General features: G+C 41.0%; 34 protein-coding genes. 21 read left to right on the top strand and 13 right to left on the bottom strand.

The features are described 5' to 3' along the window. Positions 1-299: 299 nt before the first annotated feature. From HWQ23_RS15615 to HWQ23_RS15595, 5 genes are all read right to left on the bottom strand, one after another. Complete coding sequence (locus tag HWQ23_RS15615; protein WP_292829691.1) at positions 300-3,395, bottom strand: plasmid replication protein, CyRepA1 family; 3,096 nt, start codon at positions 3,393-3,395, stop codon at positions 300-302. Next, entirely contained in the window at positions 3,392-3,895 is a 504-nt protein-coding gene (locus tag HWQ23_RS15610; RefSeq protein WP_292829689.1) for a hypothetical protein, read from the bottom strand. The genes HWQ23_RS15615 and HWQ23_RS15610 overlap by 4 nt, the downstream gene beginning before the upstream one ends. A 521-nt stretch (positions 3,896-4,416) precedes the next feature. Continuing rightward, positions 4,417-4,812 (bottom strand): hypothetical protein, encoded by a 396-nt coding sequence (locus HWQ23_RS15605; protein WP_292829687.1) that lies wholly within the window; start codon positions 4,810-4,812, stop codon positions 4,417-4,419. Continuing rightward, on the bottom strand, positions 4,809-5,066 hold the full coding sequence (locus tag HWQ23_RS15600; RefSeq protein WP_292829684.1) for a hypothetical protein: 258 nt from the start codon (positions 5,064-5,066) through the stop codon (positions 4,809-4,811). Before HWQ23_RS15600 ends, HWQ23_RS15605 begins: the two co-directional genes overlap by 4 nt. Then, on the bottom strand, positions 5,063-5,248 hold the full coding sequence (locus HWQ23_RS15595; protein WP_199327279.1) for a plasmid partition protein ParG: 186 nt from the start codon (positions 5,246-5,248) through the stop codon (positions 5,063-5,065). Before HWQ23_RS15595 ends, HWQ23_RS15600 begins: the two co-directional genes overlap by 4 nt. Before the next feature lie 273 nt (positions 5,249-5,521). Here HWQ23_RS15595 and HWQ23_RS15590 point away from each other — a divergent pair, with 273 nt between their 5' ends. The 11 genes from HWQ23_RS15590 to HWQ23_RS15540 all read left to right on the top strand — a co-directional run bounded on the left by HWQ23_RS15590 (position 5,522) and on the right by HWQ23_RS15540 (position 12,568). After that, entirely contained in the window at positions 5,522-5,890 is a 369-nt protein-coding gene (locus tag HWQ23_RS15590; RefSeq protein ID WP_292829680.1) for a hypothetical protein, read from the top strand. A gap of 3 nt (positions 5,891-5,893) precedes the next feature. Then, positions 5,894-6,502 (top strand): hypothetical protein, encoded by a 609-nt coding sequence (locus HWQ23_RS15585; protein ID WP_292829678.1) that lies wholly within the window; start codon positions 5,894-5,896, stop codon positions 6,500-6,502. Between the two features lie 67 nt (positions 6,503-6,569). Further along, positions 6,570-6,800, top strand: a complete 231-nt coding sequence (locus HWQ23_RS15580) for a hypothetical protein (protein WP_292829676.1) — start codon at positions 6,570-6,572, stop codon at positions 6,798-6,800. Between the two features lie 27 nt (positions 6,801-6,827). Next, a complete protein-coding gene (locus HWQ23_RS15575; protein ID WP_292829674.1) occupies positions 6,828-7,058 on the top strand; it encodes a hypothetical protein in 231 nt (76 codons plus the stop codon). Continuing rightward, on the top strand, positions 7,051-7,725 hold the full coding sequence (locus tag HWQ23_RS15570) for a hypothetical protein (protein ID WP_292829673.1): 675 nt from the start codon (positions 7,051-7,053) through the stop codon (positions 7,723-7,725). The genes HWQ23_RS15575 and HWQ23_RS15570 overlap by 8 nt, the downstream gene beginning before the upstream one ends. Beyond that, entirely contained in the window at positions 7,722-8,018 is a 297-nt protein-coding gene (locus HWQ23_RS15565) for a hypothetical protein (RefSeq protein ID WP_292829672.1), read from the top strand. Before HWQ23_RS15570 ends, HWQ23_RS15565 begins: the two co-directional genes overlap by 4 nt. Before the next feature lie 9 nt (positions 8,019-8,027). Further along, entirely contained in the window at positions 8,028-10,199 is a 2,172-nt protein-coding gene (locus HWQ23_RS15560; RefSeq protein WP_292829670.1) for a hypothetical protein, read from the top strand. Positions 10,200-10,203: 4 nt separating this feature from the next. Further along, positions 10,204-10,710 carry a GIY-YIG nuclease family protein gene (locus HWQ23_RS15555; protein WP_292829668.1) on the top strand — a complete coding sequence of 169 codons (507 nt, stop codon included), beginning with the start codon at positions 10,204-10,206 and terminating at the stop codon, positions 10,708-10,710. A gap of 48 nt (positions 10,711-10,758) precedes the next feature. Further along, a complete protein-coding gene (locus tag HWQ23_RS15550) occupies positions 10,759-11,295 on the top strand; it encodes a hypothetical protein (protein ID WP_292829666.1) in 537 nt (178 codons plus the stop codon). Then, positions 11,295-11,609 carry a hypothetical protein gene (locus HWQ23_RS15545; protein WP_292829664.1) on the top strand — a complete coding sequence of 105 codons (315 nt, stop codon included), beginning with the start codon at positions 11,295-11,297 and terminating at the stop codon, positions 11,607-11,609. The genes HWQ23_RS15550 and HWQ23_RS15545 overlap by 1 nt, the downstream gene beginning before the upstream one ends. A 122-nt stretch (positions 11,610-11,731) precedes the next feature. Next, positions 11,732-12,568, top strand: a complete 837-nt coding sequence (locus HWQ23_RS15540) for a hypothetical protein (protein WP_292829662.1) — start codon at positions 11,732-11,734, stop codon at positions 12,566-12,568. 25 nt (positions 12,569-12,593) lie between these two features. On the opposite strand, the gene HWQ23_RS15535 is transcribed toward HWQ23_RS15540, so the two are convergent. Beyond that, positions 12,594-12,923: a hypothetical protein gene (locus HWQ23_RS15535; protein ID WP_292829661.1), complete on the bottom strand. Its 330-nt coding sequence runs from the start codon at positions 12,921-12,923 to the stop codon at positions 12,594-12,596. Between the two features lie 160 nt (positions 12,924-13,083). Here HWQ23_RS15535 and HWQ23_RS15530 point away from each other — a divergent pair, with 160 nt between their 5' ends. The 7 genes from HWQ23_RS15530 (at position 13,084) to HWQ23_RS15500 (ending at position 18,111) form a co-directional block, all read left to right on the top strand. Further along, positions 13,084-13,407 carry a hypothetical protein gene (locus HWQ23_RS15530; protein ID WP_292829660.1) on the top strand — a complete coding sequence of 108 codons (324 nt, stop codon included), beginning with the start codon at positions 13,084-13,086 and terminating at the stop codon, positions 13,405-13,407. 14 nt (positions 13,408-13,421) lie between these two features. After that, positions 13,422-13,679, top strand: coding sequence for a hypothetical protein (locus HWQ23_RS15525; protein ID WP_292829659.1), 258 nt, complete (start codon positions 13,422-13,424; stop codon positions 13,677-13,679). Positions 13,680-13,903: 224 nt separating this feature from the next. Next, the gene (locus HWQ23_RS15520; protein ID WP_292829658.1) at positions 13,904-16,702 is read left to right on the top strand and encodes a helicase-related protein; all 2,799 of its coding nucleotides are present in this window, start codon (positions 13,904-13,906) and stop codon (positions 16,700-16,702) included. Next, positions 16,699-16,905, top strand: a complete 207-nt coding sequence (locus HWQ23_RS15515) for a hypothetical protein (RefSeq protein WP_292829657.1) — start codon at positions 16,699-16,701, stop codon at positions 16,903-16,905. The genes HWQ23_RS15520 and HWQ23_RS15515 overlap by 4 nt, the downstream gene beginning before the upstream one ends. Beyond that, positions 16,856-17,515 (top strand): hypothetical protein, encoded by a 660-nt coding sequence (locus tag HWQ23_RS15510; RefSeq protein ID WP_292829656.1) that lies wholly within the window; start codon positions 16,856-16,858, stop codon positions 17,513-17,515. The genes HWQ23_RS15515 and HWQ23_RS15510 overlap by 50 nt, the downstream gene beginning before the upstream one ends. Before the next feature lie 87 nt (positions 17,516-17,602). After that, complete coding sequence (locus HWQ23_RS15505) at positions 17,603-17,896, top strand: hypothetical protein (protein ID WP_292829655.1); 294 nt, start codon at positions 17,603-17,605, stop codon at positions 17,894-17,896. Between the two features lie 35 nt (positions 17,897-17,931). Next, the gene (locus HWQ23_RS15500; RefSeq protein ID WP_292829654.1) at positions 17,932-18,111 is read left to right on the top strand and encodes a hypothetical protein; all 180 of its coding nucleotides are present in this window, start codon (positions 17,932-17,934) and stop codon (positions 18,109-18,111) included. Here the strand turns inward: HWQ23_RS15500 and HWQ23_RS15495 are convergent. From HWQ23_RS15495 to HWQ23_RS15470, 6 genes are all read right to left on the bottom strand, one after another. Continuing rightward, positions 18,082-20,283 (bottom strand): Z1 domain-containing protein, encoded by a 2,202-nt coding sequence (locus HWQ23_RS15495; protein ID WP_292829653.1) that lies wholly within the window; start codon positions 20,281-20,283, stop codon positions 18,082-18,084. The genes HWQ23_RS15500 and HWQ23_RS15495 overlap by 30 nt on opposite strands. Positions 20,284-20,293: 10 nt before the next feature. Next, positions 20,294-20,755, bottom strand: a complete 462-nt coding sequence (locus HWQ23_RS15490) for a hypothetical protein (protein ID WP_292829652.1) — start codon at positions 20,753-20,755, stop codon at positions 20,294-20,296. Between the two features lie 132 nt (positions 20,756-20,887). Next, positions 20,888-21,358 carry a carboxysome distribution maintenance protein McdB gene (locus HWQ23_RS15485; RefSeq protein WP_292829651.1) on the bottom strand — a complete coding sequence of 157 codons (471 nt, stop codon included), beginning with the start codon at positions 21,356-21,358 and terminating at the stop codon, positions 20,888-20,890. 2 nt (positions 21,359-21,360) lie between these two features. Continuing rightward, on the bottom strand, positions 21,361-21,666 hold the full coding sequence (locus tag HWQ23_RS15480) for a hypothetical protein (RefSeq protein WP_292829650.1): 306 nt from the start codon (positions 21,664-21,666) through the stop codon (positions 21,361-21,363). A gap of 21 nt (positions 21,667-21,687) precedes the next feature. Next, entirely contained in the window at positions 21,688-22,140 is a 453-nt protein-coding gene (locus HWQ23_RS15475) for a ParA family protein (protein ID WP_292829649.1), read from the bottom strand. Positions 22,141-22,236: 96 nt separating this feature from the next. Continuing rightward, entirely contained in the window at positions 22,237-22,395 is a 159-nt protein-coding gene (locus HWQ23_RS15470) for a hypothetical protein (RefSeq protein WP_292829648.1), read from the bottom strand. Positions 22,396-22,420: 25 nt separating this feature from the next. On the opposite strand from HWQ23_RS15470, the gene HWQ23_RS15465 reads away from it, so the two are divergent. The 3 genes from HWQ23_RS15465 (at position 22,421) to HWQ23_RS15455 (ending at position 25,539) form a co-directional block, all read left to right on the top strand. Further along, positions 22,421-22,873, top strand: coding sequence for a hypothetical protein (locus tag HWQ23_RS15465; protein ID WP_292829647.1), 453 nt, complete (start codon positions 22,421-22,423; stop codon positions 22,871-22,873). A gap of 394 nt (positions 22,874-23,267) precedes the next feature. Then, positions 23,268-23,675, top strand: coding sequence for a hypothetical protein (locus HWQ23_RS15460; protein WP_292829646.1), 408 nt, complete (start codon positions 23,268-23,270; stop codon positions 23,673-23,675). Positions 23,676-23,883: 208 nt separating this feature from the next. Then, positions 23,884-25,539 (top strand): pentapeptide repeat-containing protein, encoded by a 1,656-nt coding sequence (locus HWQ23_RS15455; RefSeq protein WP_292829645.1) that lies wholly within the window; start codon positions 23,884-23,886, stop codon positions 25,537-25,539. A 257-nt stretch (positions 25,540-25,796) separates the two neighbouring features. On the opposite strand, the gene HWQ23_RS15450 is transcribed toward HWQ23_RS15455, so the two are convergent. Further along, on the bottom strand, positions 25,797-26,108 hold the full coding sequence (locus HWQ23_RS15450) for a hypothetical protein (RefSeq protein WP_292829644.1): 312 nt from the start codon (positions 26,106-26,108) through the stop codon (positions 25,797-25,799). Positions 26,109-26,111: the final 3 nt, after the last annotated feature.

Below are 26,111 nucleotides of genomic sequence, written 5' to 3'. Positions count from 1 at the left end.
CAGATGCAAGTCTTTGGCCTTCGAGTCGTAATGATAAGGTTAATCACCACTGGCATCATCACAGATACGATTAACAAATGATTCCGCGAACGACATTGTATCTAACTTATTGGAAAAACCAATATTCCACGGCAGATCGGGTAATCCGTTCTTTGAAATGTGGTAGTAAATAAATCTGTAAAGCCACAACTGAGACGATTCCTCAAAAAGTAGTTCTATGACGAAACCGCGCCAAAAATAACCCTCAGTAGGGACTCCATTGGAAGTATGGGGTAGGAGAATCATTTAGACCGATAAAATTACCTATCATCTATTATTGATGACTGAGTTGTAATTTCTTCGCTTTCACCCAGCCCTTTATTTACACCATCAACCCCAAGATGTTGCCCTGAAACCTTAGTAACTCGTGGATCGCCCCCATCATTATGAATATATAAAACGCCAGGTGATCCAGTCTTAGCCAAATCCTCCGTAAACTTAGAAACTGTTTTGCGGGCAGTGTGGCGACGCTCAATAATAGACATTAACTTGTGCCAATGCTCCTGCTCTAAGCTATAAACGCGAATTTTTTCTCCTTCATGTCCTGGCATTGAACGCGACCAACGGAATTTAATTTTTATCCCCAACTGTGAGAGTAACTGGTGGAGTAGTTGGACATCGCTAATTTTTTCACTGGGTGTAAGGTTTAGAAATTGTTTGACTTCATCCCTGTGTTTACGAATTTTGTCGGCATAGGGCTTAAGGTCATAGCCAGTCCACTCCTTATTATGGTCAAGAAAATCATTTAAGCCTAAAACTTCTCTCAGCCGTCGGCGTAACTCACACAAAGAAATATCCCAAGGACAAACTGACTGACTCCATTTGGCTTGGATGGCAATACTGTCAATGGTTTTGCATGTTGCTATTTCTGGGTAAAGTTGGTATTCAAGACTGAGGATTTCACCTCGTCTCCTGCCTGACAAATCCCAAAGTATATCTTCTAGGGTGAGAGTTTCTAGCTTGTAAAAATCTTTCAGGTAGTATTTCTCTATTGCTAGTAGTTCTTCGGGTTGTAAACCAATATCTGAATCTCGTTTTGCTTCTAAGATTTTTATCTCTGTATAATTTAAGTCAGGAGCAGCTAGTAGTTCGTTAGCTTCAGTTACCGTTACTTCCTGCTTGATTTTCTTGAGTAAGCCTTTTACTCCAGAGAGAGACTCTGATTCCAGAATTTGAATCTTATGTCCTTCATATTGTAACCTGACAAAAAGCGCGTCCCTTAAATTCCACATCGAGAAGTTTTGGTCAGCGCTAATCCGGCAAAATAAATTAATGTGTGGATCTGATTGGTAATCAATCTTGTCTAACTGATCTCCCCAAGTATCTTCTCTAAGGTTAGAGCGAATTAAACTGACAGTTGCATCTGTTCCACGTTTGAGGTCTGCTTTAACTTTTAAAGGATTAATGGAATCAGAAACCTTACAAAAGTTCCGTCCTCTCTCGGCGCACCAAATTACTCTTTCTACTGGCTCCCGAACTCTGGCTAAACCTTGAGCCATATCAGCATCTATCAATGAAGTGCCGTTGTAAATCCCATAAACCCTTTTCACTATTCCCTGACATTCGATGCTGATTCCAGTAGTGCCACTAGGAGACGAAATAACAATGTCATACTGTCCCTTTGCTATCTCAGCATCAGGAGTTTTCATGAAAGCACTTTCAGATATTCCTCCACTGGTGTCTGAGTTAATCAGTAAAATTCTTTTCTCAGGAAATAGCTTCTGAATGAGTTTAGCTATATATTTGCTAAAACTTTTAGTATCAGTTTGCAGGAACAGAATTTTCCCTTGTTCTAGTCGTTTAACATCTTCCAGAAAAATTCCAACGATGAAGGAACGGTCAGAACATTTTAAAAATTTAGCATTATACGGCTGTGGCTTGTAATCATTATGAATTAGAAAGGCTGATTTTTCACCTCGCACCTCACAGATATAATTTAAGACGGCATTATTCAGATCGGCATCAGCAATGATGATTCGACGTGCGACTCGAATTAATTCTCTAAATCTTGCTAGTAAGGCAGGACGTTTGCCATCTTGAGCGCAGGTTGAAGAGGTGAGCAAGTGCCGCACGACTTGCACGACTTCATCCAGTATTAGGTCACACCCTCTAAATTTTTCTGGGTCAATTGCCAATAAAGCATCAATGCAAGCTCCCACCCTTAATGTATAGCCACTGCCACTGATAAAATCTCCGTTAACCTTGTCAAGGTCGCCTCGGTAATTAATGCCAAAGCGCTCACATAAATTACGGGTAAGAGCGATTCTATGAGTCGTGGCTAGAACTTTGTTGCTGTGAGCAATAACATTGCTTGTAAATTTTGTTTTACCTGTTCCTTTGGCTGAATGAATGCCGATTATCCCCTTATCTGGTAAATTTGCTATTTCCAGGCTGGATAAATCAGCTGTAGTCAATTTAATGTTGGCTGGATAGGTAAGTTGCCCTTCTAGCCGTTGTAAAATCTGCCAATGGTTGAGAGGCATTGACTTTTCATAGGCACAGTCAAAGGCATCTGCTCCCTGTAGAACAATTAAATCATCAACTCCCTTAGCTCCCTTTACCCCATTCCAATGGATAATTTTTACTAAGCACCCAGTAGCAGATAACAAACAGCCGAATTTATTTAGCGCTTGTTTAACTTGTCTTTTGGCCTTGAGTGACTCGTCTTGGTCAAAGGCTAGAGAAATTTCCCTACCACCTTTGGCAAATCTAACTACATCTGGGATTAAATATGGTTTTACGGGGAAACCATAGTCATCTTTACTACGATAGCCACCATTGACCCCGTAGAGAGCGATCGCAACATAACCATGCGACAACAGGCATAAAGCCTTCTTCCCACCTTCTGTAAAAATTATCGGAATTTCTGGATGTTCTTCCAACCAATCCCAAAAACTCTCAAAAGGCGGCGGAACTTCTACCCCAAATTCTTTAGCAATTTGTCTCCTGATTTGACGACTTACTGCCGGGCAATACGCTCGTAAACCAACACCTTTAGGAGTTTCGTATTTCCGCTGTTTACCTTTTTTATTGTCAATCCTGGGCTTGCTCAGTTTCGACTGCCAATAGCTACCGTCTTCATTCTTGAACAAAGCAGCATAAATATTCTCTTGCGCTTGATGTCCAAATCTGGTATATCGCCAATTCAGAGCATCGTGGAGCGGAGTCCCTATTACTTCCCCTGTATGTGGATCAAGCTCCAAATCTGGGACAATTTCTATAGCTAAATTGTATGTTTCAATGTCAATCCCCGATCCATCAACAAATTCTTCGCGGATTTTCTCGGCGAATTTTTCAATGCTGGAATTAACTTGATTCTGTAACTCGTGGGATGATAACGCTATGCGGCTACTCATGCTGCCACCTCCCAACCACCAAAATTTCCCAAAATGGAAATTTTTTTAAACCCACACAAAAGCGATCGCTTTAACTTTGGTGGTTTACACCTAAATTTACACAACTTAAGCCAAGTCCCCTTCCTACAAGGGTTATGAAGGTTTTTCTCTATTTCTAGCGCTGCAATACTAAAGTCATTAAACCTATCTACACCTATCTCTGAGTAAGGCTTTTGAGGCTTTGGAAGGTTTAACAAACCCCCTTTAGATTTTGAATTTACGATGGCTAAGAATTTCCAGCCCTGGCTGCTAGCCATTAAAATTCCCAATTTGGGAATGATTTTTAACTCAGATTCCAGCGATCGCCTTAATTTTTCTATTTTTAGTGAGGCAGCAGTAAACTCCCACAACCTAGCTGAAGCTATTGCCCAGTAAGGCGTGTGAGGCTTTTCAGGGTTGCGGTAATTTGCAAAAACCCCATATTCTCGATTTTGGGTTGATTTTTTAGTTTTTTGATTCACAATCGGCTCCTCAGTACTAAATCCGGGAGCTGACTGCCCAAAACTAAGCCAAAATCATAATCTTGATTTTGCTAAACAATGATTTTTGGCTTATTATTTAGAAAGTACTTGGGCAGTTTCGGCTCCCAAAGCAGAGCGGCTGGACTTCCTCGGAAACTTTTAGATAACCTACGTCGCCAAACATCGGATAATCTATAAGCTTGTGAAACCAGTTACGCTCTGAGAAATTCAACTAAATCGCTACAATAACATTTTCAGTTTCGTGATGTGTGCCTCCTGAGCATCATACGAGCTACATCCGATTATACTTGTGTAGAGCGACGAATTATTTGACCGCAGTGACAAATTATAAATTAAGTTTTTCATCTCTGTAAGCTTTACTATCAGGACATCTAATTTTTAGGATTTCTGATATCAAGTTGTAGAAATCCATTGAATAGGCGATGCAGAAGGATTTAGATTGGTGACAAATGATTTCTCGTTATGGTCAAATAATTTGTGGCTCTAGACTTGTTTTCCTGTTATTCATTTCGCTTTATTAGTTGTTCTAAAATTCTTTCTAACCTATCTACAGCAGCGTTAGTTGATGCTTGACTTGCCTCCAGTCGGGCTTGATTTTCGTCTAGTCTGAGAACCACACCATCTAATACACCATTTCTAGCTTTTGTCGTCTCGATAAAATCTGTAGTTGTATCAACAAAGTTGTCAATTTTGATAGCCAAGTTATCAACTTTCTCACCCATAAATTGAACGGTTACAGCTAAACCGTCAAGCTGTCTTTGGGTCAAGTCTTGGCGTTCAACAAGTCGGTCAAGCCTACTGTTAGCTGATTCAGCGTATCTGGCTGTAGATACTAGAAGCTGTTTTACAGTTTCTAGTTCATTTTCAACATTGTCTAATCGTTGTGCGTTAGTCATTGTCCTGCCTCAATCATTTTGGCGATCGTCTCTTTATCAAAGCAGTCTAGATAACTAACCAGTTCTCGAAATTGCTGGTATTTCTCTTCAGCATAGTTATCTGGTGTAAAGCCCAGAACTTCACAAAATTTAAAATAGTCAGCCCGCCAATTAAAGTTATTTAGTGCAGTAGTAAAACTTTCTACTGCTTCTAATGCCTTTGGCGATACCTCTGGTTTTTCTGTTTCGTAGGCTCCTCCTAGCGCTTTGCTCATGCTGCTCCTTTGCCTTTATCAGTTGTAGATGAGTTGGCTTCGTTTTCTGTTATCCAAGTTTTTACTAGCTCAAGCAAAACCTCGTTCATGCTTACACCTTTGAGAGCGCAGATGGACTTGAATCTAGCCCTCATCGATTCAGGTAGAAACATTTTGTAAGTTACTTGCTTTTCTTCAGTCACAACAGATTTACCACATTTACATACCTTTGATTATCCCTTTAAGGATAAATCAAGTCATTAGGGTAAATGGGTGTATTGCGTTATTGACGTGGTTAGGGTTATGCTAACACCATAAGCTCAATCGATCAACAACAAACGACTAATTAGCGTCCTACGAGTATTCGAGAGCTATACACAGACTGGAGTTCAGCGATTGGATACTATGCAGCGCTGTTTACTCTATCGATATTTGGCTAATTACCCATTGATTTGTATTTATAGCTGTACGAACCGATGAAACCAAGACGGCACAAAGATTCCACGAATTTAGATTTATTTATTGACTTCCCAGCAACCAAGACACATTTAGCTGATTTATTGGGTGTGGCTCGTTCTACCCTTTGCGCTTGGGAAAATATAGCGTTTTGGCGAATAGAGTCTTTCCGCAATGCCTACCCCAAAACACATGATGGAAGTCTTGATCGGGAGTCGCCCTTGTCCCCATATCAAGCATGGGTTTTGAGTCGTGTTGGTCGCCTGATGGCACAGCTAAGACGGTCTGAACGAGTCAAAGGGTACATCTTGAAAAATCAGCAAGATTTTAACCGATACCGCTATCAGCAAGCATTTCAGCAAGTGAACCGTATAAATAAAGGAGCGTAAATCATGGCAACACGGAAGAGAACCACAGCGCCAGCACAAGACACAGTAAGCATTCATGATGCTTGTCTAAAATACTTGACCACAGAACAAAGCTTAAGACTGGCCTTAAGCCATGTTCGCCCGGATGATTTCGACACTGTAAAGGCAGTTTCGGAAGCGGATTTAGAAGCGATCGCTTCCCACTTCCAGCCACAATTGCCCGAAGCTTCTCCACAGGAAACATCGGAGCCAACCACAGAACAGCCACAGAATGCCCTTTCTGTGCCCCAACAGCAGCAACATCTAACAGCCCCTACCCAATCTCCAAGCAATCATACTCAACTGACGCTAATAGACCAGTTAACTCGGCAGGCAGGGCAAGAAATTGAATTGGTGGATGCGATCGCCCAAGTTAAAAATCAACTGATCCTAAATAACTTGGCCGTGCGAGATGCGGAATTAGTAGAGAGCATCAACCAGCGCTGGCAGTATCAGAAGCAAGGATATTTAGGAACGATTAGGGATTTAGCGAGTTTGGCTAAAGAACCTGTGGAGATTACCCCAGATGAAAACGACCTCACTCTAGAGATTGAAGGAATCATCACAGGACTGGGAAAAAAGCTGATCGTGTGAGAGCGATCAATATCCTGTTATCTCCTTTGGACTTCACTAACTGGTTACTAGAAAAATTATTCAGCTTATGACAAGTATAATTCTCGGAATTCAACCAGAGATAAGCGGTCATTCCTTGCCAGAATTAGTTTCTCAAGCGCAAGAATTACTTGGGCGAATCCGCCAACATCCAGAATTTAAAGGTTTGCGTTTTGATTGCGATGTAGCTCTTGGTGACGTTAAGCAATATTTTAATTATCTGAAATGGGCTGCGGCTAATAACTCAGAATTACCTAAATTTGAAGGTTTTGCAGAATAAAGCGAGATATTAAAGCTCTCAAAAGTAATGAGACCTTTCAGGCATCAGATACCCGTCAATACTACCATGCAAGATGACTTAAATAACCAAATTCAGGATGCGAAGACGGATGAGACGGAGTTAAAACAAGTCCTGAAAAAATATGACTTAGACGAGCAACTGGCGTCGGAGTTTACCGAAATAGACCGAGCATTTCAACAATTGCAAATTAAATACCAATCCCTACTAAATACCAGAAAGTTCTTCAACAATGGCTAAAATCGACACGACAAAATTAGCTGCCGAAACTGTAGCGCAAAAATTGGCGGGAGGCAAGAGAAACGGGTCATCTAGCAATAACTCCATGTCTCCCACTTCTGCCACATCTAGCACAATTCCCATAGATACCCGTATTCCTGGCTTAATGACCGTCACGCCGGATCTAATCCCGGCAATGCTGCCACCTTTTAAGCCAGAAGATTACCGAGTAAATGACCCTTTGAATCCTCCCGAAAGCCTTCCCCAGGCAACTCAAAGTCAGTTTGATAAGGGGATGAAAATTTACGAAGGTTCTACAAGAGCGTTGAAACTAACGGGAGCCGCGCTAGACCTGACACGGGAGAAATTTGCTGTAGTTTCTAAACATTCAAGGGCTTTTGGCGCTGGTATTCAGGCTGCTACTGAGATCGAGAAAACCAAAGGTAACTATATTGATTATTTAAATCAAAAAGAAGTAACTACCCAGAAGTCAGTTTCCTTAGATGTCAGCCAAGTTAAGACTATTGCCAATACGAATATCTCTGTTTACAGCAAAGATGAACTAAATCAAAAGTTGTTACAAGCACAAATAAAAGCTGAAGAGTTGCGGTTCAAAACTGTTGAGTCACAAGGAAACTTGGCAAGTTTTAAAGCACAGTTGGGTGATTATCTAGAGGTGAAAGAATGAAGACATTCACCGCAACTCTGCTGGTTTTAACAGTTCTTGGCACAGTACTTAAAGTAAATTCTGTTTTAGCGGAGAAGAAAAAGAAGTTAACTGATTGTGAAAAAGAGGAGATACAGGAAGGGGGAGCAACTTCACCTTATTGTGCCGAGGAATTAAAGAGACAAAGAGTTCGACCGCTTGACCCAGAAACTATTGCTCAAATGATTTGGGAGGGATATACACTGCAAGAGCTTTATGAGCAAGGCTATATATCCATTGAGCAAAAAAGAAATTTAGATACTGAACGGATTTAAATAGCTGCGATGAAAGCAATACACAGTTTGGGATTGGGTGTATTTGGGTTTTGCGCTGGGTTGGCAATTACTTCTGGAGGGTTTGCCAACGACATAGCCAAAATAATATCTATGCTTGGTATGGGAGCATTACCAGCGAGTTTCATCACTTACTTTGTTGCGGATACTAAATCGCAGCGACTATTAAACGATGCCGAAAGTAAGAACGAAGAAGCAGGTAAGACATTACATAAAGTCATCAGGGAGTTTGACAACTGTAAATCCAGGCTAGCCAGTGTGAATAGCCAATTAGAATCCCTGAAGGATGAGCTTAAGGAAGCGAGAAATACCATAAACTCATTAGGTCACAACAAACTAGAAAACACGGGTTTAATTGCCCAACTGCAAGCCAAGTTAAATCAAGCGTTTGCCCAATCACAGCAAGATAAACAACGCATTGAATATCTAGAAAGTGAAACTGAGCAATGGGAACTTAGCTTTAAAAATCAAGTAGAAACTGAGGCTAATCAACGTTTCCAGGTTGCTAAATCTCAGGAATTGCAGAAAATTTATGATGAGCATGACGCGATAACTGGTGAAACTATGCAGTTATTCAGACGACTGCAAAACTGGGGCGAGAAAGTCGCGCATGGTCATCAGAGTAAAGCTCAAATTATCAAGAGTTTAGCGAGTAGCTACAACAATAATTTGGATGAAGTCAGCAAAGCAATTTCCGAAGAACAACAAAATTATCTTAGCCAAATAGAATTACTTAATGAGCGTGTAGCACAGTTACAGCAGCAATTACAGGGTGATTTAGCAGAACCTCTGTATGGGGAATTTGGTTTTGATATCAATGGGAAAATTGCTAACGAAATAGCGCGTACCCTGTTTCTTGATATCACGCTGGCTTTAAGCGTTAAAGGCTTTCAGATAAAGCCTGACGGTGTTGTAGACGTGGGTTATGGTTATTCCCGCTCTGTTGATGCAAATGCGGTTGTAGAGGCGATTAAGAGGCAATCTCAGAGCATTGCTAAAAAGCTGGGAATATTCAAAATTACGTCTGTTCGTAAGCTGGAAATAACCGACTGTATTGTGGTTAGTTACCGGATGGAGCCAGCTATCAAAACAGACGAAATTAAATTGATGGTCGGAACTCCCGATGAATTTATTAACTACGTTACGTCTCATCCTATCCGCTATCGGCTGATAGCAGATCCAGGTGTGGGTAAAACCCCAACCACTGCGGTAATGATTAGCGAAATTGTCAAAGCTGGATGCACTCGCGGCAATACCGGGAAGGGTGAGAAAGTACCTCACACTCTCGTTACAGTCAGCTATCCCGGTGCTGTTGGTTCACTCAAAGATAGCAATTATCCATTAGAGCATTTCCTTAAGTATGGCGATACAACAGCCGCAATTAAGTCTTTTGATGATTGTTTGGATGACGGGAATTTCAGAGTTAAAAATCCCACATTTGCTGCTAGCTTTTTCCAGATTTGGGCATGGGATGAACTTGATAACACTCTGAATTCCTGTAGTGAGCCATATAAAGCAGGGGAAAACCTAAAGAAGATCCTGAAACAGTTTGGACACAATAACATCGGTTGGATTGTGTCTGGGCAGTCCGTTATGACTAAACAAATCCCTGGTTTTACCAATGATGATAGGTCATTGTTCACCGAGATAATCATTGGCATTTCCAAGATTAGACATTACCTAAATACCTACGGAAAAGGGAAAAACAGCGACTCTAACTTGGCGAAGTTGACTCGCAATTTAGACGCTATCGAAGAATACATTGACCATAAAAATGAGTTAGTTACCGACGATGCCAGATTATTGAGAGTAGCTTTAGTAGTCGATTCTCGCTCACCCAAGCTTTATTTTTTACCTAATCTCGATAGAGTTAGTTTCAACTATCAAGAAATAGAGGAGACAAAGCGACTGGCAAGGCTTGCCTTGTCCCCTGGCACGATTGGTAACGGACTGGGAAGCGAAAGCCAAAAGCCTTTCACAGCAAGCACTGGCACAATGGCAGTGTTGCCACCAATTTCGACAGTAGGGGGTAGCCACCAATCTGGCACAATTCCCCACTGTCCCCACTGTGGGAGCGCAAGTTTAAAGCTACAGAACGATGATAGATATCGCTGCTTAGACTGTAAAAAACGCACAGTTAGCAATAAAATAATCTGGAAATAAATCCATGAATCTTGATGAGATTTCGACAATTGTCTATCAGCCCAAAAATGACCATGAGTCGGGATTTATTTATTTAATGGAGGCAGAGGGGTATCACGGCTTAATCCCTGGCGCGTGGTTGCGTAGATGTAAAATTGGATTATCCAGAAATCCCGAAGCTAGACTTGATAATTTTCATCGTAATCAACCGCCTTGTAATGTCAAAATCCTCAAGACTATTTACGTAGAGGATATGGCAGAGGTAGAGAGCGAATTGCATCAAAAATTTAGCCGATGTAATGTTGACTTAATTAAAAGCCAAGAGTGGTTTGATTTTAATCCAGTGCAATTTTTGATGGTTAACTGGGAGTTTGAAAAGAGATCGCTTCATGTCTTGAGCCTTAGTGATTTGCCAATTAAGTTAATCATTTTTAGCATGATCGGGGTTTTAGGAGTGGGGGTAATTGCTGGAAGATTGATAAATCAGCCAGATAACTCTGTGATCCAGCCACAAGACAAATTAACAAAATAAGCAATAGTCGCGGTAACTATCTATGTGCATTCGCATTCAAATAACAAGATGACTCAAACACCAAGACGTACCTCAACTGGAATTGAGTTGGCTTATCAAAAAGGCTATTCTCAAGCGATGGAGGATTATGCGCTCACCAATTTATTAGAAACACTAAAACAGATATATCCTATCCTCACTGAATCCGAGTCTAGTTTAATTGCTGCCTTACTGATAAAACAGTCACTACAAGCGATTAACTTTGAACTTGTCAGCAATTATCTTCATAGCATTCGTACCGCATATTTAGTTGATGCCTTTACCGCGCCCATCACATTGGAATATCCTCAATCCTTGCAGCTTCCTAATCTATCAGAAACCTTATCACCGTACTATGCTATTGGGGATAGAGTTCGCCTAACTCCCATTGATGGTGCTACTGAGTGGGGAACATTAATTGGCTATTACCTCTGCTACGCTGCTCATCGCTGCCAATGGGTGTACCGCTATATTCTTTTTTTAGATGAAAGCTCAACTAGTGCTGCTTGGGTAAAAGCAACTTTTGCCTGGGAAGATGAAATTGAATGCCTGTTGGGTAAGGTTTAATGAGTAGTCCTAAATTACCTCGACCTTTAACTTCCCTTCAATTAAAACGATTGAAAGCATATATTTATGCTGAACCAATCTTGGATCTTCAGGAATTTGTTGCTACTTGGGATCTTAATCGGCAATTGATCGCTCAAGTTTGCCGGGTTGATCTGAGGACTGTCAACACCTGGTTTTCTCAAGGACGTACTCATCAGCAACCCCAAACCTACCATTTATGGTATTTGACCACAGCCCATATTATTTTGGGGCAGTATGAATATCTCCCTGAATTTTTACAGGCTCTGCTGTGTCCCTTTGATGATGATTATTAAACGCGATTAATCTATATTGTTGTCAAAGTCAATGATGATTCATCATATATTTCCCCAGACAATTTAATTAGGCTGGTTTTGATTTATCCGTTTTGTCATTGATTTAAAGCACTTTTTGATTTATGAGCCTTAGTGACTTTATTGAATTACCAGATGTTAAGGCAAGATTTAAAGCAGAATTCCCGAAGCCCAAACTGGATCTAAAACAAGAAATATTGGCTGCTGCACCGAATGGTAGTAATGTCCAATTGGTAGGTACTGTATTCGATTATTTACTGCGTTTCTATATCAAGTATCAAAATCCTCACGCAGAGGAATCAGAATGGATTGCTGAGTATGCCTTGCGTCATTTTAACCGTAGGGGTCAAAATGATTTGTTTAACCAAGCAAAAAATGTTATTGACCAAGCCCGTAACAATTACCAAGAATTCTTAACCAATGGACAATTCACAAATGAACTGCTCCAATCAGCCCTTTTGCTAGGAAGGCTAGATGCAGTTCTGCGGGCTGGCTATATTCATGATGGCTGGGAAACAATTAATGAGCAAGATATTCAGGATTTGCGAAATTTAGTTTCGTTATTAAAGCCTGAGCTTTTTAAGTGTTCGGAGAAGACAATTCTGAATCCTACCTGGCCCAATGCTGCCCGACTAGTTCGTGCCGCCGATGGCGATTTAATCGTTCATGATTTGCTCGTGGATTTTAAGACACTTAAAGAACTTAAGCTCGGACTCAGAGACTTTCATCAGTTGATGGGGTACTATACTTTGTCGGTGATTCAGAGAACGCTGCAAAAAGATGCCATTGAGTTAAAGCGTCTAGCGATATATTATTCACGTTTTGCGGTGCTTTATGAATTCAATGTCCGAGATGTAGTTAATTTTGAGACTTTCCCCAGTTTCCTAGACTGGTTTATAGCAAGAGCGCAACAATATAGTGGTTATACCTTAATTAACTAAATTGTTGGCGGGGGTTGAAAGCCCTTCAATATGAAGCAAATGCCCAAGGTATAATCCGAGGGCTTTTGGTTTTTGAGGAATTAATGGTGATCAGACCAGGAAATCGATTATCGGTGCTTCCCATATCCGAAGCCTCTGCGAAGATTATTCTAGCGATCGCTCCTAGAGGCGCGTAGCCCATCACGATAGTCGCAGTCTGGGTATTAGACTGGAATGCTGATTCTGTGTTGATTAATGAGTTGGACTTAACTATTTCCAGATATACACATACTTGGGCAAGAGATGGTTGATATCTGGGCTGGGATTTATTATTGCCCCCCAAAATATTGAGAGTTGCTAAAAGTATGTTGAGCAATTCCCTAATTCCAAAAATATACACTTATGGAATTACTCTAATATTGCCAATACTTCCCTGATTACAATGGATAGATATGGTGCATACTTTGTGCGTTAGCTTCCATCGCTTGATAAAATCAGGATGGGAAATCTGATTTTCTGATTCTTTGGGGTAAGCAATGGAAGCGAAAAGCGAGGTCATAATTAAGTTTAGTGGTTCACTACCAACAGCCACACCAGCCGAAAACAAAAAAGTTGAAATCTCACTAACTGACCAGAATGGTATAGTTTTCAGCGCTCAAATTAACGCCAAAAGCTGGCGCAAGGCTGAAGCGAACGTGGCTGAGTTTGCAGACTGGGCTGGTACTGTGTCAGGTAAGCTTGGTCGGGGAGCAGACGGTTTTGAAGTGATTGACGCTGGGATTCAAATTTTTGAGAAGAAGCCGAAAGAAGTGAAACTAGAGGTAGGTGCTGCTGTATCTGAGGCTGGCGCAAGTTCATAGACCCGTGCAAAACTATGGTTAAGAAAAAAGATTTAGAAAAAATTGGTTTGGAACCACAGCCACTCAAGTTTGATGATTTCGTTGCCCGTTGCCCTGAAAAATTAGAACTCAGAGATGGATACATGGGACAGTCTAAGCAAGATGCCAAGCAACTACTAGCCATGTCGCTCCAGTCCTTTGGGTTGGTTGAAGCAGTCAAATTAGTGCCTAAAGAATTGTGGTTGTCGGCTATCAAGCAAGCTTACGGCGATACTCTTGATGTGGGAAACTGAAACCAATCACCGATATTGATGGCCAACAGTCACGGTAGGCATGAGCAAAGCCTGGAAGTCACCCATTAATACAGGCTTCAGGCTTCGTCCATTTACTGCGATCGCTTGTTAGTTTCTTTGTGGTTATTCTGTGTTACTTTTTCTTGGCAGAGCCACTTACATCACCTTTAATAAGGGAAGAATAATATGTGAGCGTTTCTATAACCATAAGCTGACAAACCCGCATGGATGCCAACGTTGACTTCGACACACAACCAATTAATTTGCCCTCAACATGGTTTGAATCCCGAATTACTTTTGAACAAATACGTCGTTGCTTCATGGAGGGTAAAAAAGAAATTCGGATTGCATCTGGATTTTTCACAATCAGAGGTTGGGGATTGATCCGAAAGTCTACAACAAGGAAGCAAGTTTACCTCTTAGTTGGAATTGAAGACCCAGGTGAGGATCGGGCGCGAAAAGCTTTAGTTAATGAAATTATGCGTGATCTGCGTACTGGTTTGGATCACTCACGACGACAGGCTGTGTTTGATTTAGTCCAAAAAATGGCTGCGGGTGAGTTCCACATATTTGACGCTCGTGCCATGAACCATCATGCCAAGCTTTATCTCATTGACCGCAAAGTAGCCATTATTACTTCAGCCAACACAACGGGACGTGGTTTTATTGAGCAAATTGAGTCAGGAACTTTGGAAACTAAGCGCGATAAAGTGGTAGCTTTAGTGGATAAGTTCGATGAATATTTTGCTCAAGCTAAAGACATAACTCAGGAACTCCTTGAAGCTTTCCAAAGATGGCTAGAATTAGCTGATCCGTGGGATATTTATCTTAAGACCATACTGGCTCTAGAAAATCTACAACCTATTAAAGCTAACTATAAAAAGCAACCTGTTTCGTATCAGGTAGACATGATCTCTCAAACCTTGAACAAAATTCGTGATCATGGTGGGTCAATGTTGGTTGCCTCTACTGGACTAGGCAAAACTGTAGTGGCTGTTCATGTGGCAATACATCTGCGTGAGGAGGGTTTGATTGATAAGGTTATTGTTGTCTGCCCTGTAGCTGTCCGCAATATTTGGAAACGCGAAATGCGTGATGCCAGTTTACATTCAGACTACTTTACTCTTTCTGCATTGGATAAGGAAAATTCCACCCACGATCGTACCCTTAACGATTTTGAAGAAATTGTCCAAAACATTGGTAGTGATGGGCGCTATTTTCTCATTTTTGATGAAAGTCATCAGTTAAGAAAACGTTATTCAGATGAGTTTAGCAACAGAAGATATAGAAAAGAAGACAGAACAGAGCGTCTGGCATTTACACGCCTTAGCAATTTAGTCAAAGCTGGGAATTTGAAGGTTTTACTTCTAAGTGGCTCTCCTTATGCCACAGAGATCGACAATATCAACACCCAGTTATTGTTATTGCCTCATACTGCGGAAAGTCATGATTATTTGCCTTTAGTAGAGTTTTCTTACGATGCACAGGCGTGGCGTATTGCCCAAGCCGAAGAGTTTACAAAATTATGTGTAGCTTCTCAGTTAACCACGCCTCACGTAGCTAAGTATTATGGGCAAACTGACTCGCAAGGTATCTACATCGACTTTGGTGGACAAAAGAAATATATTCCCCAAGTAATTCTACATAGTATTTATGTTCCTTTACCCAATGAGCGCGAACTTACTTCAATTATTGTTGATGGTTATTTCGACCTTAATACACCCCATCCTATATATAGAAAAAATATAGAAACCCAGGTCAAAATATCTTGGGGCAGTTCCCCAGAAGCGCTTCTATCGCTACTTGAGCGCGTTGTGGATACACCTGAAGGATTAAAGGAATTCGATTTTGCTAAGAAGGGAACATCAACCTTTAAATTTTCAAGAACCGAGCGTCAGCAAGTTCTAAATCCCATTATCAAAAAACTAAGAGAACTGGCTTTTGAACACGATCTGAAACTGCAAACCCTCGTTCGTATTCTCGAAGAACTTCATGCTAAAAAAGAAAAAGAAAAAGTAATTGTATTTTGTGAGCGGCTACCAACTGCGGTTTACCTGGAACAAGGTTTAGCTAAATTGATGCCAGAACTGCGAGTATTCAGCACTATAGTCAGTGGTCAGTCTCAAAAAATTGATAACTACGAGCCGAAGAAAACAAAGGATATAGAAGAAGCCATAGCCAAATTTGCGCCCCATGCTAACAATACTGTAGGTAACTACAAGGAAACTTACGATGTCTTCATTGCCACAGATGCTTATGGCATCGGTGTTAGTATGCAGGATGCTTCAGTCGTCGTTAATTATGATATTGCTTGGACTCCGATTGAGCCAGTTCAACGCGCTGGGCGCATATTACGTTTTTGGCATCTTCCTAGAACAGTTCAGTTATATACTTTTATACCCACGTTGTCAGGAAATACGAATCTTGGATATGAGCTATTAAATATTAGGCAACGATGGGAAAATCTGATGGAGCGTCATGGTGAATCTCGAAAGTTAATTGATTTACCTGTATTAACCGCCAGCACAATGCAAGAAATTTATATGCCTGACGTAGCCCCCCAAAAGGTAATGATGGAATCAGGCAGCTTGAAACTGGATAGAGCCGATGACCAAGATGTTTCACCCTTTTACAAACACACAGCCCAACTCCAACTAAACCGTGACTATGCCGAAAATATCAATAGCGATATTATCAGCGCCAAGACATACCCTGGTCAGAACCCACTAATTTATGTTCTGCTAAAGTACAACGACAAATATAACTGGTCTGTATATAATCCAAAATTGAAACAATTAGTATCGCTGACTGATGTCCAGCTTCTTGATTTGATTGCTTGCTGTGAGAATACTGAGCCGGCTTTGGTTGACCCTGACGAAGTAGAGGCGTTAAGTGATATTTGCATACGCGCCTGGTGCGAAACACATTGCGTTTCTGAGCAAGAGGTAATCAGAGAGTGCGCTCTGTACTTGAAGCCAGAGAGTGAAGAAGATACTGCTTCATCTTTGCTGAATATTCCTTGAAGTCGTCAAACAAAGAAAGCGATCGCTGGGGTGGAGCATCGATGGCTATACTCATTTATTATTGGTCAATTCAGTTGCATCTGTTTGGCGTTACCCTGTCTGTGGGAATTATAGGTTTTGTTTTGAGTGAAGTTGTCTCAAGGATTGAAAGCGATGACTGCTACATGGAACGGGATTACAAAATCAGAAGTACTTGGGGATAATGAAACTGCGATTCGCCATAACCTTGCAGATGCTGCAAAAGCTTACAACTGGAACAAAACTCTTGAAATTTTGAATAAGCGTCCAGACTTAATTAATGTGACTCGTCCTAATGGGCGCTCACTATACACCCCTTTCCATCAAGCTGCACATGGGAACGCACCAATACAAGTAGTTCAGCAAATGGTAGCAATGGGAGGATGGCGGACGCTAAAGAATGCTTCTTGTCAAAGACCAGTTGATATCGCCAGGATAAAAGCACATCAACAGTTAATTGAGTTACTGGAGCCAGTTTACAAAATATATGTTCCTTACGAAACGCTTGCCTCAATTCAAAAGCATTTCCATGCAATTATTCGTGGTCGAGTAAATGATTTAGTTGAAAAATCTGGTTTGAGGTTGCCAGAGTTGGAACCGTTGCTAGAGATAGAGCAACCGCGAATGTGGTTTCCGGTTCCTGGGATGTATGGTGGATTTAGTTATTGGTTTAATGGTAAGGGAGAAAATCTAAAGTTGATTTCTGAGAGTTGGTGTCGTGTTGTTGGTGGGTCAGGTGAACGTCATGAGATTACCAGCAAGGAGGGTAAATTAGTTGATGAAGGCTTTGTTTAATCCGCAGCAGAGTAAACAGACCTCTTTATTACGCTGAAGTTTCAAAGCTTCCCAGCCACCATTTGATATTAAAGGTTCTAGCACTTCTTGTTCATCAACGAGAGTGAAGCTGGAGCAATAGAACCCAGACAACAGACTGACACACCTGAAATGTTGCCAGACAATACTCCATTTAATCAGTTGCTATCGTGGCAGCAGTTTCTTTCTCTACTACTAAAAACTGGAGGCTGGACGGTTGCTGTATTGCTTGCATTTCGGTTTGTTGTAGCGCCACTGTTAACGGCGGGTAATACTCCAGTTACTCTAATACTGGCGATCTCTGTCAGTATTTTTTTAATACTGTGCGCGATTAGTGGTTTAGTGCGGGAGTTTAGAAGGTAGGCAGTACATCACCCTAGCCTTCTCTTGCTTTTTCGGTGGATAAACGCATTCCTGCTGCGATTACCGATTCCCGCAGACGGGAAAAAAGTGTGGGTTTACTTGCATTGAAAGACTCCGTAATTGAGGCTATCCGGCAAGGAGCAACCAGCGTCAAATTAGCGATCGCTACATCACGTACTTGTTTTTTAATCCTGCAAGTTTATATCATCTTCTAATTCTTCAGCAGCGTCCGAGTAATTGAACATGAAGATAAATTTGTTTTTAGGTAGAATCAGGGTTGGAAGATAAAGCGGTTGATTATCCCAACCTTTTATGCTTTCACCTTTTTCATACATGATCAAAAGGGTAGGCACATTTGGGTACTCAGTTTTAGGTTTATTCAGTACCCTAGCATTGATAAAACCAAAACCTCCCCATCCTGACGGTTCTTGTCGTGACAATTCTAGCCCCTTACTCGTTTTTCCTCGAACAACATTGAGCCGTCCTTTTAAAATATCTTTTGTCTTCATTTGAACAAGCAAGTTTTTAACTCTGTCATCTTGCCAGGGATATCCTGGGTAATAGCGAGTTTTCATATAAGAAAGAATTTTGATGAGAAAATCAACTTCTACTTCGTGATACTCGCCTTTCTCACCTATACTCTCGTAACCGGACAATAGCCTATCTAACTCTTCTACATCTTTTCTAACTTCTGAGGCTTTCCACAAAGGAGCGCGAGGAAAAATATGTGAACCTGGAATGAAAGCATTAATTTCTGCTAGGTTCAAAACATTAGAACGGGTTGCTTTGAGTTGAGGCCCTACCCAAACTGGCGTAATCTGAATGTTATTTGGATCGTCTCCAATCGCCTGACGCATTCCCTCATCAGCTTCATGAATTGCCCGAAAATCTTCTAAAATATGCTGAGGTAAAAAAAGGCGGGTAACATCTAGTAATTCTTGGCGGTAACCAAACATTCGTGCGTGCTGATGAACTGTATCCATCGTTCTTTGCTTGGCATCACGAAGATAGTAAGTTACCATCAAACCCTCAATAGTAACTCCACGTCCAAGTCTATTACCGCCTATAAGAATGTTCATTCCTGGGTTATAGTTTGGCTCTTTATCCGGATTATTAGCATTGATAACTTTTGGGATAGCACTCCGCAATTCATATTTTAAATCTTCAATAAGGTTATTTAGTGGCGGTAAATCTGGCGCTGTTTTATTTAATTCGTTATAAGCTTCGTTTAAACATTTATAAGCATCAGCTTGCTTTGTAATTGATGCTTCTTCACGAATCGATTTATCAATATGTAAAATAAAAGAACTAATAATTTCTTCTAAATTTTTGTGATTATCTTTCTTGTAACATATATGAGCTAGGAAAGAATAACTAGCATCTTCCTTTCCTGATTGCATATTGTAAATTGATCCCAGGAAGAAGCAGCATAGAGCTAATTTAAGACCACTAGGAATATCCCAGTTATTACTGGGATTTTCTCCTTCCTGTTTTTTTAAGCGATCTAATTCTTCAGCTTTAACTGTGTAGGAATATAAGCTATTTTCTTCAAAAAATAAGTCACCTCCCATATAACTATTACCTGGCTGAGGAAGAGCAGCACAGAAAACTGGTTTGCAGGGATGTTCAAGACTTTGCAGTAGAAGGCTTTGAGGAGTTGCAGTAATCTGTAAATATATATGATTAGCTACTTCTTTGCGAATATTGCCTATTTTTTCAAACGTTGAGCTATCTTGAATTGTATCTTTACCTTTTTTTGATTGCCTTGCTTCGTTGGTGTTCAGACTCGCATTATCGGCTTCATCGTCAAATATGAGAGTGGGTACACTACTAGCTTTAGCAAACTTGAGAACCTGAAGCAGATTATCTAAGTGATGAGGATTCTTTGTAGATACTAAAACAACTCCTGTATCTTTGACATAGGGAAGGAATTTAGTTTTAGCAAAAACGTTTGGATCTTTTTTCCATTGTTCCCAATCAAAGACAACAGGGCCACCTTTAAGCTGATTATTAAACCGAGCCGCAGTTTGTTTACCGAGCCATGTATTGTTAGAAGTCAAAACAATGAAACAACGGAAATGGTTAGCCTGAGCAAGTGCCAGTGTAGCAATAGTAGTATTAGTTTTACCACTTTGGACTTTGCCATAGATTAGTCCGGTAGTACCATCAGCTATTTTTCCCTTGTAAGGTTGACTAACAATACCTGTACCTGTAGCACCAACATCACCATAACCAAAAGTTGCCGAGTAGACATCAACGCAATTCTGGACTACTTCAACAGCAGTTTGTTTTAATTGCTCTGCTGCTGTATCCCCAATTTTGCTTTTAAGTCTGTCAATAACCTTATTAATACAATATCCATCCGTTGCAATATCTATCTTACTCATCGGTGTTGTCTTAGTTGGAAAAAAGTACACGAGGCCAGTCATTTTGAGGCACTGTCTGATCCATCTGTTGTCTACCTGGGCCACTTATATGATAACTACCATGTGCCTTGCGAGACATGGATATATGCTGACCAGCAATACCAGCATTTTTGTCCAATATACTCCAAAGCCTTTGCTGAGATATGCAACAGATACCGTCTTTATAACAGATAAATGCCAAAAATACTGAAATATCGTGATACTTATTATGCAGAGTATCCAAGGCTAATTCTTCTTGACTACTTAAGGTAAATTGCCATGCAGATTTGGGTTTCTTGGAAACTTTAAAGAGAATAGCCAATTTACTGCTATCAGTTTCAATTAGGTAGATCGAGGAATGTATCCAAGATGCGTGAGTTATAGTGAGGCGCTCTCCATGATCAATTAGTCGCAAAAATGCAGCGCCGTAAAGAAATTCCCGATCATTGATCATGGTCAAATCTATCCGTGATAGGAGTTACGGATAATCCCTATAGTTAAAATACCCAATTAAACCGATAAAATTAATCTACTCTTTAACCTGAACCAGCACCCAATTAGCGATCGCTGATTTTATTCCTCTTTTTTACTGGGACGATACGTTATCTTTTTTGGACGAGTTGCTCAACATTGTAATTAACCGTTTAATTTGCCCAACTCGTTTACGTTGGTTGTAACGGTGCTTGGCTTCTGTAGTGATTTTTTCTACGAGCGCATTATCGGCACTTGCAATAGTCCAGGCTGCTTCTAGAAATACCTCAACTGTAATTCCCCTGTCTTTACAAAATCGTGTTAATTCTTGGTCGAGGTCTTTTTCTAAAACGATCGCCGAATGCCGTCGAGTTTCGGGATATTTTTCAAGTTCGGCTTGGAGTTCGGCGATTGTGTCTGCTGGTGCAGCAGTTGGGTTGGCTGGTTCGGTAACTGTGCTGGGTTCTTGTGATGACTTTTGTTTCTCCGCTTGGGGTTGTACTTTCTTGACGAGTGCATCCTGGCGTGGTGTAACTGTCGGGCGATTGCGCTGATTGCGTAGTTGATTGAGTACGTTATCTGACATTTTTATTTACCCCCAAGTGAAGTACGAATTTTCTCAACTAAAATTTCAAATGGATACTCCAAGTCGTTATATCCCAACTGCGAGAGGGTTGTACGTTTGTTGATAGCTTGCTTATAGCGTTCTGATTCGCGGATTGAGGGTAAAACCAACCCAACGCCCACTTCGTCACGCATACCATCTACAGCCGCCCGACTTTCTTGTGCTTGCGTTTTACCAAACCAGCGATCGCGGAATGGTAAAACACCTAATACTTGGGCATCTGTTGCACCGACATCTTGCAAGCCGTTCAATAAATCGAGTGTCCGCACAAGTGAACCGTACCCTTTAACTCATGCCTCTGCGGGGATAATCAAAAAATCTGCTGCGCCGATCACTGTCAAACAAATTTGCGATCGCTGAAGTGGGGCATCAATTATGCACACTTTGAATATTTTGCTGATGGCTTCCAATCGCCGCTTGAGTAAGGTTGCACCAACTCCACTGTTAGATAAATAATCCTGTACGGTATCGAGTTGATCGTCGGCGGGGATTAAAAATAAATTATCGTTGTCTTGAGTCGGGTAAATACAGTCTTCTGGTGCGACTGTTTTTTTGAGAAATTCCAATAGGGTTGGTTGGTTGGGTTCCAACTCGAAACCTAGATAGGTGGTGAGATTGTGTTGGGGGTCGGAGTCTAGCATCAAGGTAGGTAAACCCTGGCGCGATAGCAACCGCCCCAGGAACAGGGATGTTGTAGTCTTGCCCTGACCGCCACTCAAGGAGCTTACGGTTATTGTCAGCATAAATATATTTATTAAATTAGCTATTTAACTTAGAGTTATTTAATTATTTTGTCAAATACTAAATTTAGCAAGTTAGCTTTTTAGCTTTTTGTAAAATTAGCTTTTTAGCTTTAGCCTGCCGTCAATTTTCTTGTAAGTGCCATCTGCTTCTACATGTAATTGTGAAGTTAAATTCACAGTTGATGATATCCGTTTATTCTTCCAATCCATTGCTGATGCTGGTTGGGGACGTGTGGAAGGAACATGCGATCGCATGGGCTATGTTTGGGAAGCATGAAGAATGCTCCACGATTGCAAAGTGCTTTCTGGAGGTGGGAACACTGGAATTAAGCATCAAACTAATAATGCCATTTCAATTAGTAAAAAAATGTTTATGTTCCCAGTGAAAATCGTTCGCTCTCTGTTTGCAGTATTTCTGACCTGTGTAATTGCTTTGAATTGTTTTATTAGCCCAGCCTTCGCTGCTACTAGTTCTTCAGACTTTGCTGATACTGGTTCGGTAGTCAACTCCTTTGTTAAGGATTTTTTGCAAGAATTCGTTAAGAATGCGGGTAGTGCCGCAGGTAGCGTAGCAGGCTTGACAGCAATCTGTTATGCATCTGATGTTTTTATTGCTCCAGTCGCTCCGCCAGTAGCAGTTTACTTAGCTACAGTATGTTCTGGCATTGGAAGCACACTTGGAATAGGCGGAACCGTAGTAAGTGCAAAAATTATTAAATCGGCGCACCTCTAGATAAGCTTTAGACAAATTCTAGATAACCATTAGCAGCACCCACTTGATTGTTTTGTCGGGTGCTTTTTATTGGTCGGACTGCCTCAAGACTCAGGCTACGACATCGTTACAGTGGCAATATAACTCCTCTGCTCACTCAAGACAAACCCTAGATAAAAAACGCTATTTTTTTGGCACTCTAGACTGCTCAAAACAAATCTAGAAGCCCGTTTCAGCCAACTCTATATAAAAATCCTGCGGATTAAAAAACTGAAATTCGGCTGGAATTTTGAGGTAGGTAAATGACTAGATATTTTTAGTCCATGTTGGCTATCCAATTATATACACTACTGGATGATCAGACATTTAAAGCTACGCTAAAATGGACTTATCCAAATATACACACTTATGGAACATGAGCAAACTAAAGCGTGGAACTATTGGCAAGGAGAAAAGGACTCTACACCCAAATTCCAAGAAGAATTTAAGGTTGGGGCCTTCTTCGCTTATGCAGGGGAAGAAACCAAAAGTCCGGCACAACTTTACCTTATTTGAGGAAACCGTAAAATGGCTCCAAAAGCATAAGAGTGCCAGCGCAAAAATTGATGAACTGGTACGTCAGGTCAAAGAGCGTCAGCTAGTAGAGATTCAAGAAGTTCCTAACACTAAGCAGCAGATTTCAGATTTAGGGAAGGAATTGAAGCAGATACGGAGCAAATTAAAAAAGGCTGTTAAGCTACTTGATGAGGCACTGCCACTACCCACAAATCGGGGTGGAGCTATTAAAGAGAAAATTAGGGAAGCCCTGGCAGTATTAAACTAATTCTATAAGTGTGTATTTTTGGAATAGCTATAGAGATTATTCTTTGATCGCGGGTTACTGATGATTTTGGTGGTGGGTAGTAAAAGCTCTGTCATAGGTAGTGGCTGTTACTCCAGGCTTGATGTTGGGCAATTTATATATAGGGTTGGACAAATACAGTTTTTGCTAACTCACTATCATCAGGCACACCTTATTTGGCTATAAACCTGTGAATATCTCTGACTCAGAACTAGATTTAGTCTCTTTAGCTTCCAGAATTGAACAAATAGAAGAGGAGCAAAATCTCCGCAAGCAAAATATTGCATGGCTAAAACGCTATTTGGATGAAATCAAACAAGAATTAAATAATCGGACTGAAATACAGCAGTTTCAAAGTATGCAAGAGGCGATCGCGCTCTTAACTGCACAAGTCGCCGACTTGCAACAGCACCTCAATCTTTCGTCTAATTTGAGTAATGGCTTGAATAATAACCACACTATTGACCCATCTATTAAAGAGACGAATATTGATGATACGGAGATTATCAAGCAGTTTTTTGAGCCTGTTGAAAAGCCCGAAAAACAACTAGCGTGTGTAGATGTAATTGCTATTTCTGAAAATATAGATATTGTTGAAACTGAGCCAGATAAGCCAATTAATGTAGCTGAGGAGCAGCCGCAATTAGAGAGAGCTTTCAGCGCTCCAGAATTCAAGACTGAGAGAATAATGTGGTTAGTCAACAGAATTTATGCAGGTGAGGAACCTAGCCACGAAATACCTGTCGATGCTAAAGAATTTTTAAAGCGATATAACGCCGGAGAACGGGATTTTACAGGGATTAATTTAGCCGGGATAAATCTTAGTGGAAAAACTCTAGGCTCTAGTGCTAACTTGACTGGAGCAAATCTTAGGGGAGCCGATATGAGTGAGGCAGACTTATCTGGTGTTAACCTGACTGGAGCTAACTTAGATAACGCATACCTTCATAAGACAAAACTGAAATCGGCAAAGCTAGAGAAAGCAACACTGAAAAAAGCCAACCTCAATAGAGCTGATTTAACTCAAGCATATATGCGAGAGGCTAATTTCTGTGAAGCCAATCTCAGTGGATCTCAACTATCTGGAGGGGTTGACCTCAGCATGGCAAACCTAAGTGGAGCGAATTTGAGCGGGGCAAACATGAGACTGGCAAAACTGATGAGAGCAGACTTAAGTAATGCCAATATGAGTCAGGTAAAGCTGATAGAGGCAAATCTGGAAGGAGTTAACCTTGAAAGAACTAATCTTCTGTATAGCTATTACGACCCAACAACTATATTTCCAACGGGCTTTGACGCTGCTCAATCTGGTGCGTATTTTATTACTCCGGGTGCATCATTACAAAATGCTAATTTAGCTGGTGCTAACCTCAATAACGTAAATCTAAGTGGAGCAGAACTGCAAGGAGCCAACTTGAGTCAGGCAAGCTTAGAATCGGCAAACCTGAGTGGAGCAAATCTCAATGACTCAAACCTGATTGAAGCAAATCTACAATCAACAAACTTGACTGGGGCAGAATTGAATAAAGCAAATTTGAAAAATGCAAAATTATCCGGGACAAACTTAAACGGCGCTAACCTGATTGGCGTAAAACTGGGTGGGGCTACATTTAACTATCCAAAACTCAGTGGTGCAAACTTGAGTGAAGCTGATCTCCGAGGATGTAACTTCAATCAGGAAAACTTAAGTGAAGCAAACTTCACTTCAGCAGACCTACGTGGGGCAATCTTGACCAAGGCAAATCTTACAAAATCAAACTTCACTTCAGCAAACCTTACTGGTGCGAATCTGACTGGAGCAAATCTCACTGGCGCTATCATGCCTGATGGCAGTACTCACGAGTAAACTGTGCTATGGGCATTGATCCGAGATGTGTATATCTGGAAACAGTTAAGCGCAACTTATTAATCAACGGCAGAATCAGCATTCCAGCACTCCTGTCCGCACCTCTCATATATAAGCATTCGCAATAGTTGATCAGCAGTTCGCACTGTTCACCAGAAATAAAGGTTTGGGGCGCTTACGTGATCAAAGGGGAAAAACTATCTGTGTGCGATCACCTACGGTGGGAGAAAGAGCGCCATCGCAATTTCTAGACTTGCTCAAAAGCTGAATGATTCGGACAGTTCGGCGCATACTTGCGATTTACTGGGATTCCCAATTTGGGAATCTGGGAAGTTTCCTTGTACATTCCACTTCGGTCTGGTCATGTTGCGATCGCAGTCCTCTTGGACATTGGCTAAGGCTTGGGAGAGATACTTAATACACCCTTTGTCAGCAATAAAAATACTTAAATATGGGTTGTGGTTGTAGAAAAAGCAGTTTTGGGGAATTGATATCAGGGATTCGGTAAAGAAATTAGTAGAAATGCTTTTGGTTGTTCCCGAACAGCTGTATGTGTATGAAGGAGACAAAAT

The organism is Nostoc sp. JL33, assembly GCF_017114985.1.
Taxonomy (GTDB): Bacteria; Cyanobacteriota; Cyanobacteriia; order Cyanobacteriales; family Nostocaceae; genus Nostoc.
The sequence above is the reverse complement of the archived record's forward strand: the minus strand, read 5'-3'. Positions and strand labels throughout refer to the sequence as shown.

Excerpts from the sequence above, each read along its gene's own strand:
- HWQ23_RS15580 (WP_292829676.1), top strand. The coding sequence starts at position 6,570 with ATGACAAGTATAATTCTCGGAATTCAACCAGAGATAAGCGGTCATTCC.
- HWQ23_RS15460 (WP_292829646.1), top strand. The coding sequence starts at position 23,268 with ATGAGCAAACTAAAGCGTGGAACTATTGGCAAGGAGAAAAGGACTCTA.
- HWQ23_RS15570 (WP_292829673.1), top strand. The coding sequence starts at position 7,051 with ATGGCTAAAATCGACACGACAAAATTAGCTGCCGAAACTGTAGCGCAA.
- HWQ23_RS15600 (WP_292829684.1), bottom strand. The coding sequence starts at position 5,066 with ATGAGCAAAGCGCTAGGAGGAGCCTACGAAACAGAAAAACCAGAGGTA.
- HWQ23_RS15540 (WP_292829662.1), top strand. The coding sequence starts at position 11,732 with ATGAGCCTTAGTGACTTTATTGAATTACCAGATGTTAAGGCAAGATTT.
- HWQ23_RS15585 (WP_292829678.1), top strand. The coding sequence starts at position 5,894 with ATGGCAACACGGAAGAGAACCACAGCGCCAGCACAAGACACAGTAAGC.
- HWQ23_RS15615 (WP_292829691.1), bottom strand. The coding sequence starts at position 3,395 with ATGAGTAGCCGCATAGCGTTATCATCCCACGAGTTACAGAATCAAGTT.
- HWQ23_RS15530 (WP_292829660.1), top strand. The coding sequence starts at position 13,084 with ATGGAAGCGAAAAGCGAGGTCATAATTAAGTTTAGTGGTTCACTACCA.
- HWQ23_RS15550 (WP_292829666.1), top strand. The coding sequence starts at position 10,759 with ATGACTCAAACACCAAGACGTACCTCAACTGGAATTGAGTTGGCTTAT.
- HWQ23_RS15590 (WP_292829680.1), top strand. The coding sequence starts at position 5,522 with ATGAAACCAAGACGGCACAAAGATTCCACGAATTTAGATTTATTTATT.
- HWQ23_RS15475 (WP_292829649.1), bottom strand. The coding sequence starts at position 22,140 with ATGCTGACAATAACCGTAAGCTCCTTGAGTGGCGGTCAGGGCAAGACT.
- HWQ23_RS15510 (WP_292829656.1), top strand. The coding sequence starts at position 16,856 with ATGACTGCTACATGGAACGGGATTACAAAATCAGAAGTACTTGGGGAT.
- HWQ23_RS15485 (WP_292829651.1), bottom strand. The coding sequence starts at position 21,358 with ATGTCAGATAACGTACTCAATCAACTACGCAATCAGCGCAATCGCCCG.
- HWQ23_RS15490 (WP_292829652.1), bottom strand. The coding sequence starts at position 20,755 with ATGATCAATGATCGGGAATTTCTTTACGGCGCTGCATTTTTGCGACTA.
- HWQ23_RS15605 (WP_292829687.1), bottom strand. The coding sequence starts at position 4,812 with ATGACTAACGCACAACGATTAGACAATGTTGAAAATGAACTAGAAACT.
- HWQ23_RS15560 (WP_292829670.1), top strand. The coding sequence starts at position 8,028 with ATGAAAGCAATACACAGTTTGGGATTGGGTGTATTTGGGTTTTGCGCT.
- HWQ23_RS15545 (WP_292829664.1), top strand. The coding sequence starts at position 11,295 with ATGAGTAGTCCTAAATTACCTCGACCTTTAACTTCCCTTCAATTAAAA.
- HWQ23_RS15470 (WP_292829648.1), bottom strand. The coding sequence starts at position 22,395 with ATGCGATCGCATGTTCCTTCCACACGTCCCCAACCAGCATCAGCAATG.
- HWQ23_RS15525 (WP_292829659.1), top strand. The coding sequence starts at position 13,422 with ATGGTTAAGAAAAAAGATTTAGAAAAAATTGGTTTGGAACCACAGCCA.
- HWQ23_RS15555 (WP_292829668.1), top strand. The coding sequence starts at position 10,204 with ATGAATCTTGATGAGATTTCGACAATTGTCTATCAGCCCAAAAATGAC.
- HWQ23_RS15495 (WP_292829653.1), bottom strand. The coding sequence starts at position 20,283 with ATGAGTAAGATAGATATTGCAACGGATGGATATTGTATTAATAAGGTT.
- HWQ23_RS15465 (WP_292829647.1), top strand. The coding sequence starts at position 22,421 with ATGCTCCACGATTGCAAAGTGCTTTCTGGAGGTGGGAACACTGGAATT.
- HWQ23_RS15575 (WP_292829674.1), top strand. The coding sequence starts at position 6,828 with ATGAGACCTTTCAGGCATCAGATACCCGTCAATACTACCATGCAAGAT.
- HWQ23_RS15565 (WP_292829672.1), top strand. The coding sequence starts at position 7,722 with ATGAAGACATTCACCGCAACTCTGCTGGTTTTAACAGTTCTTGGCACA.
- HWQ23_RS15520 (WP_292829658.1), top strand. The coding sequence starts at position 13,904 with ATGGATGCCAACGTTGACTTCGACACACAACCAATTAATTTGCCCTCA.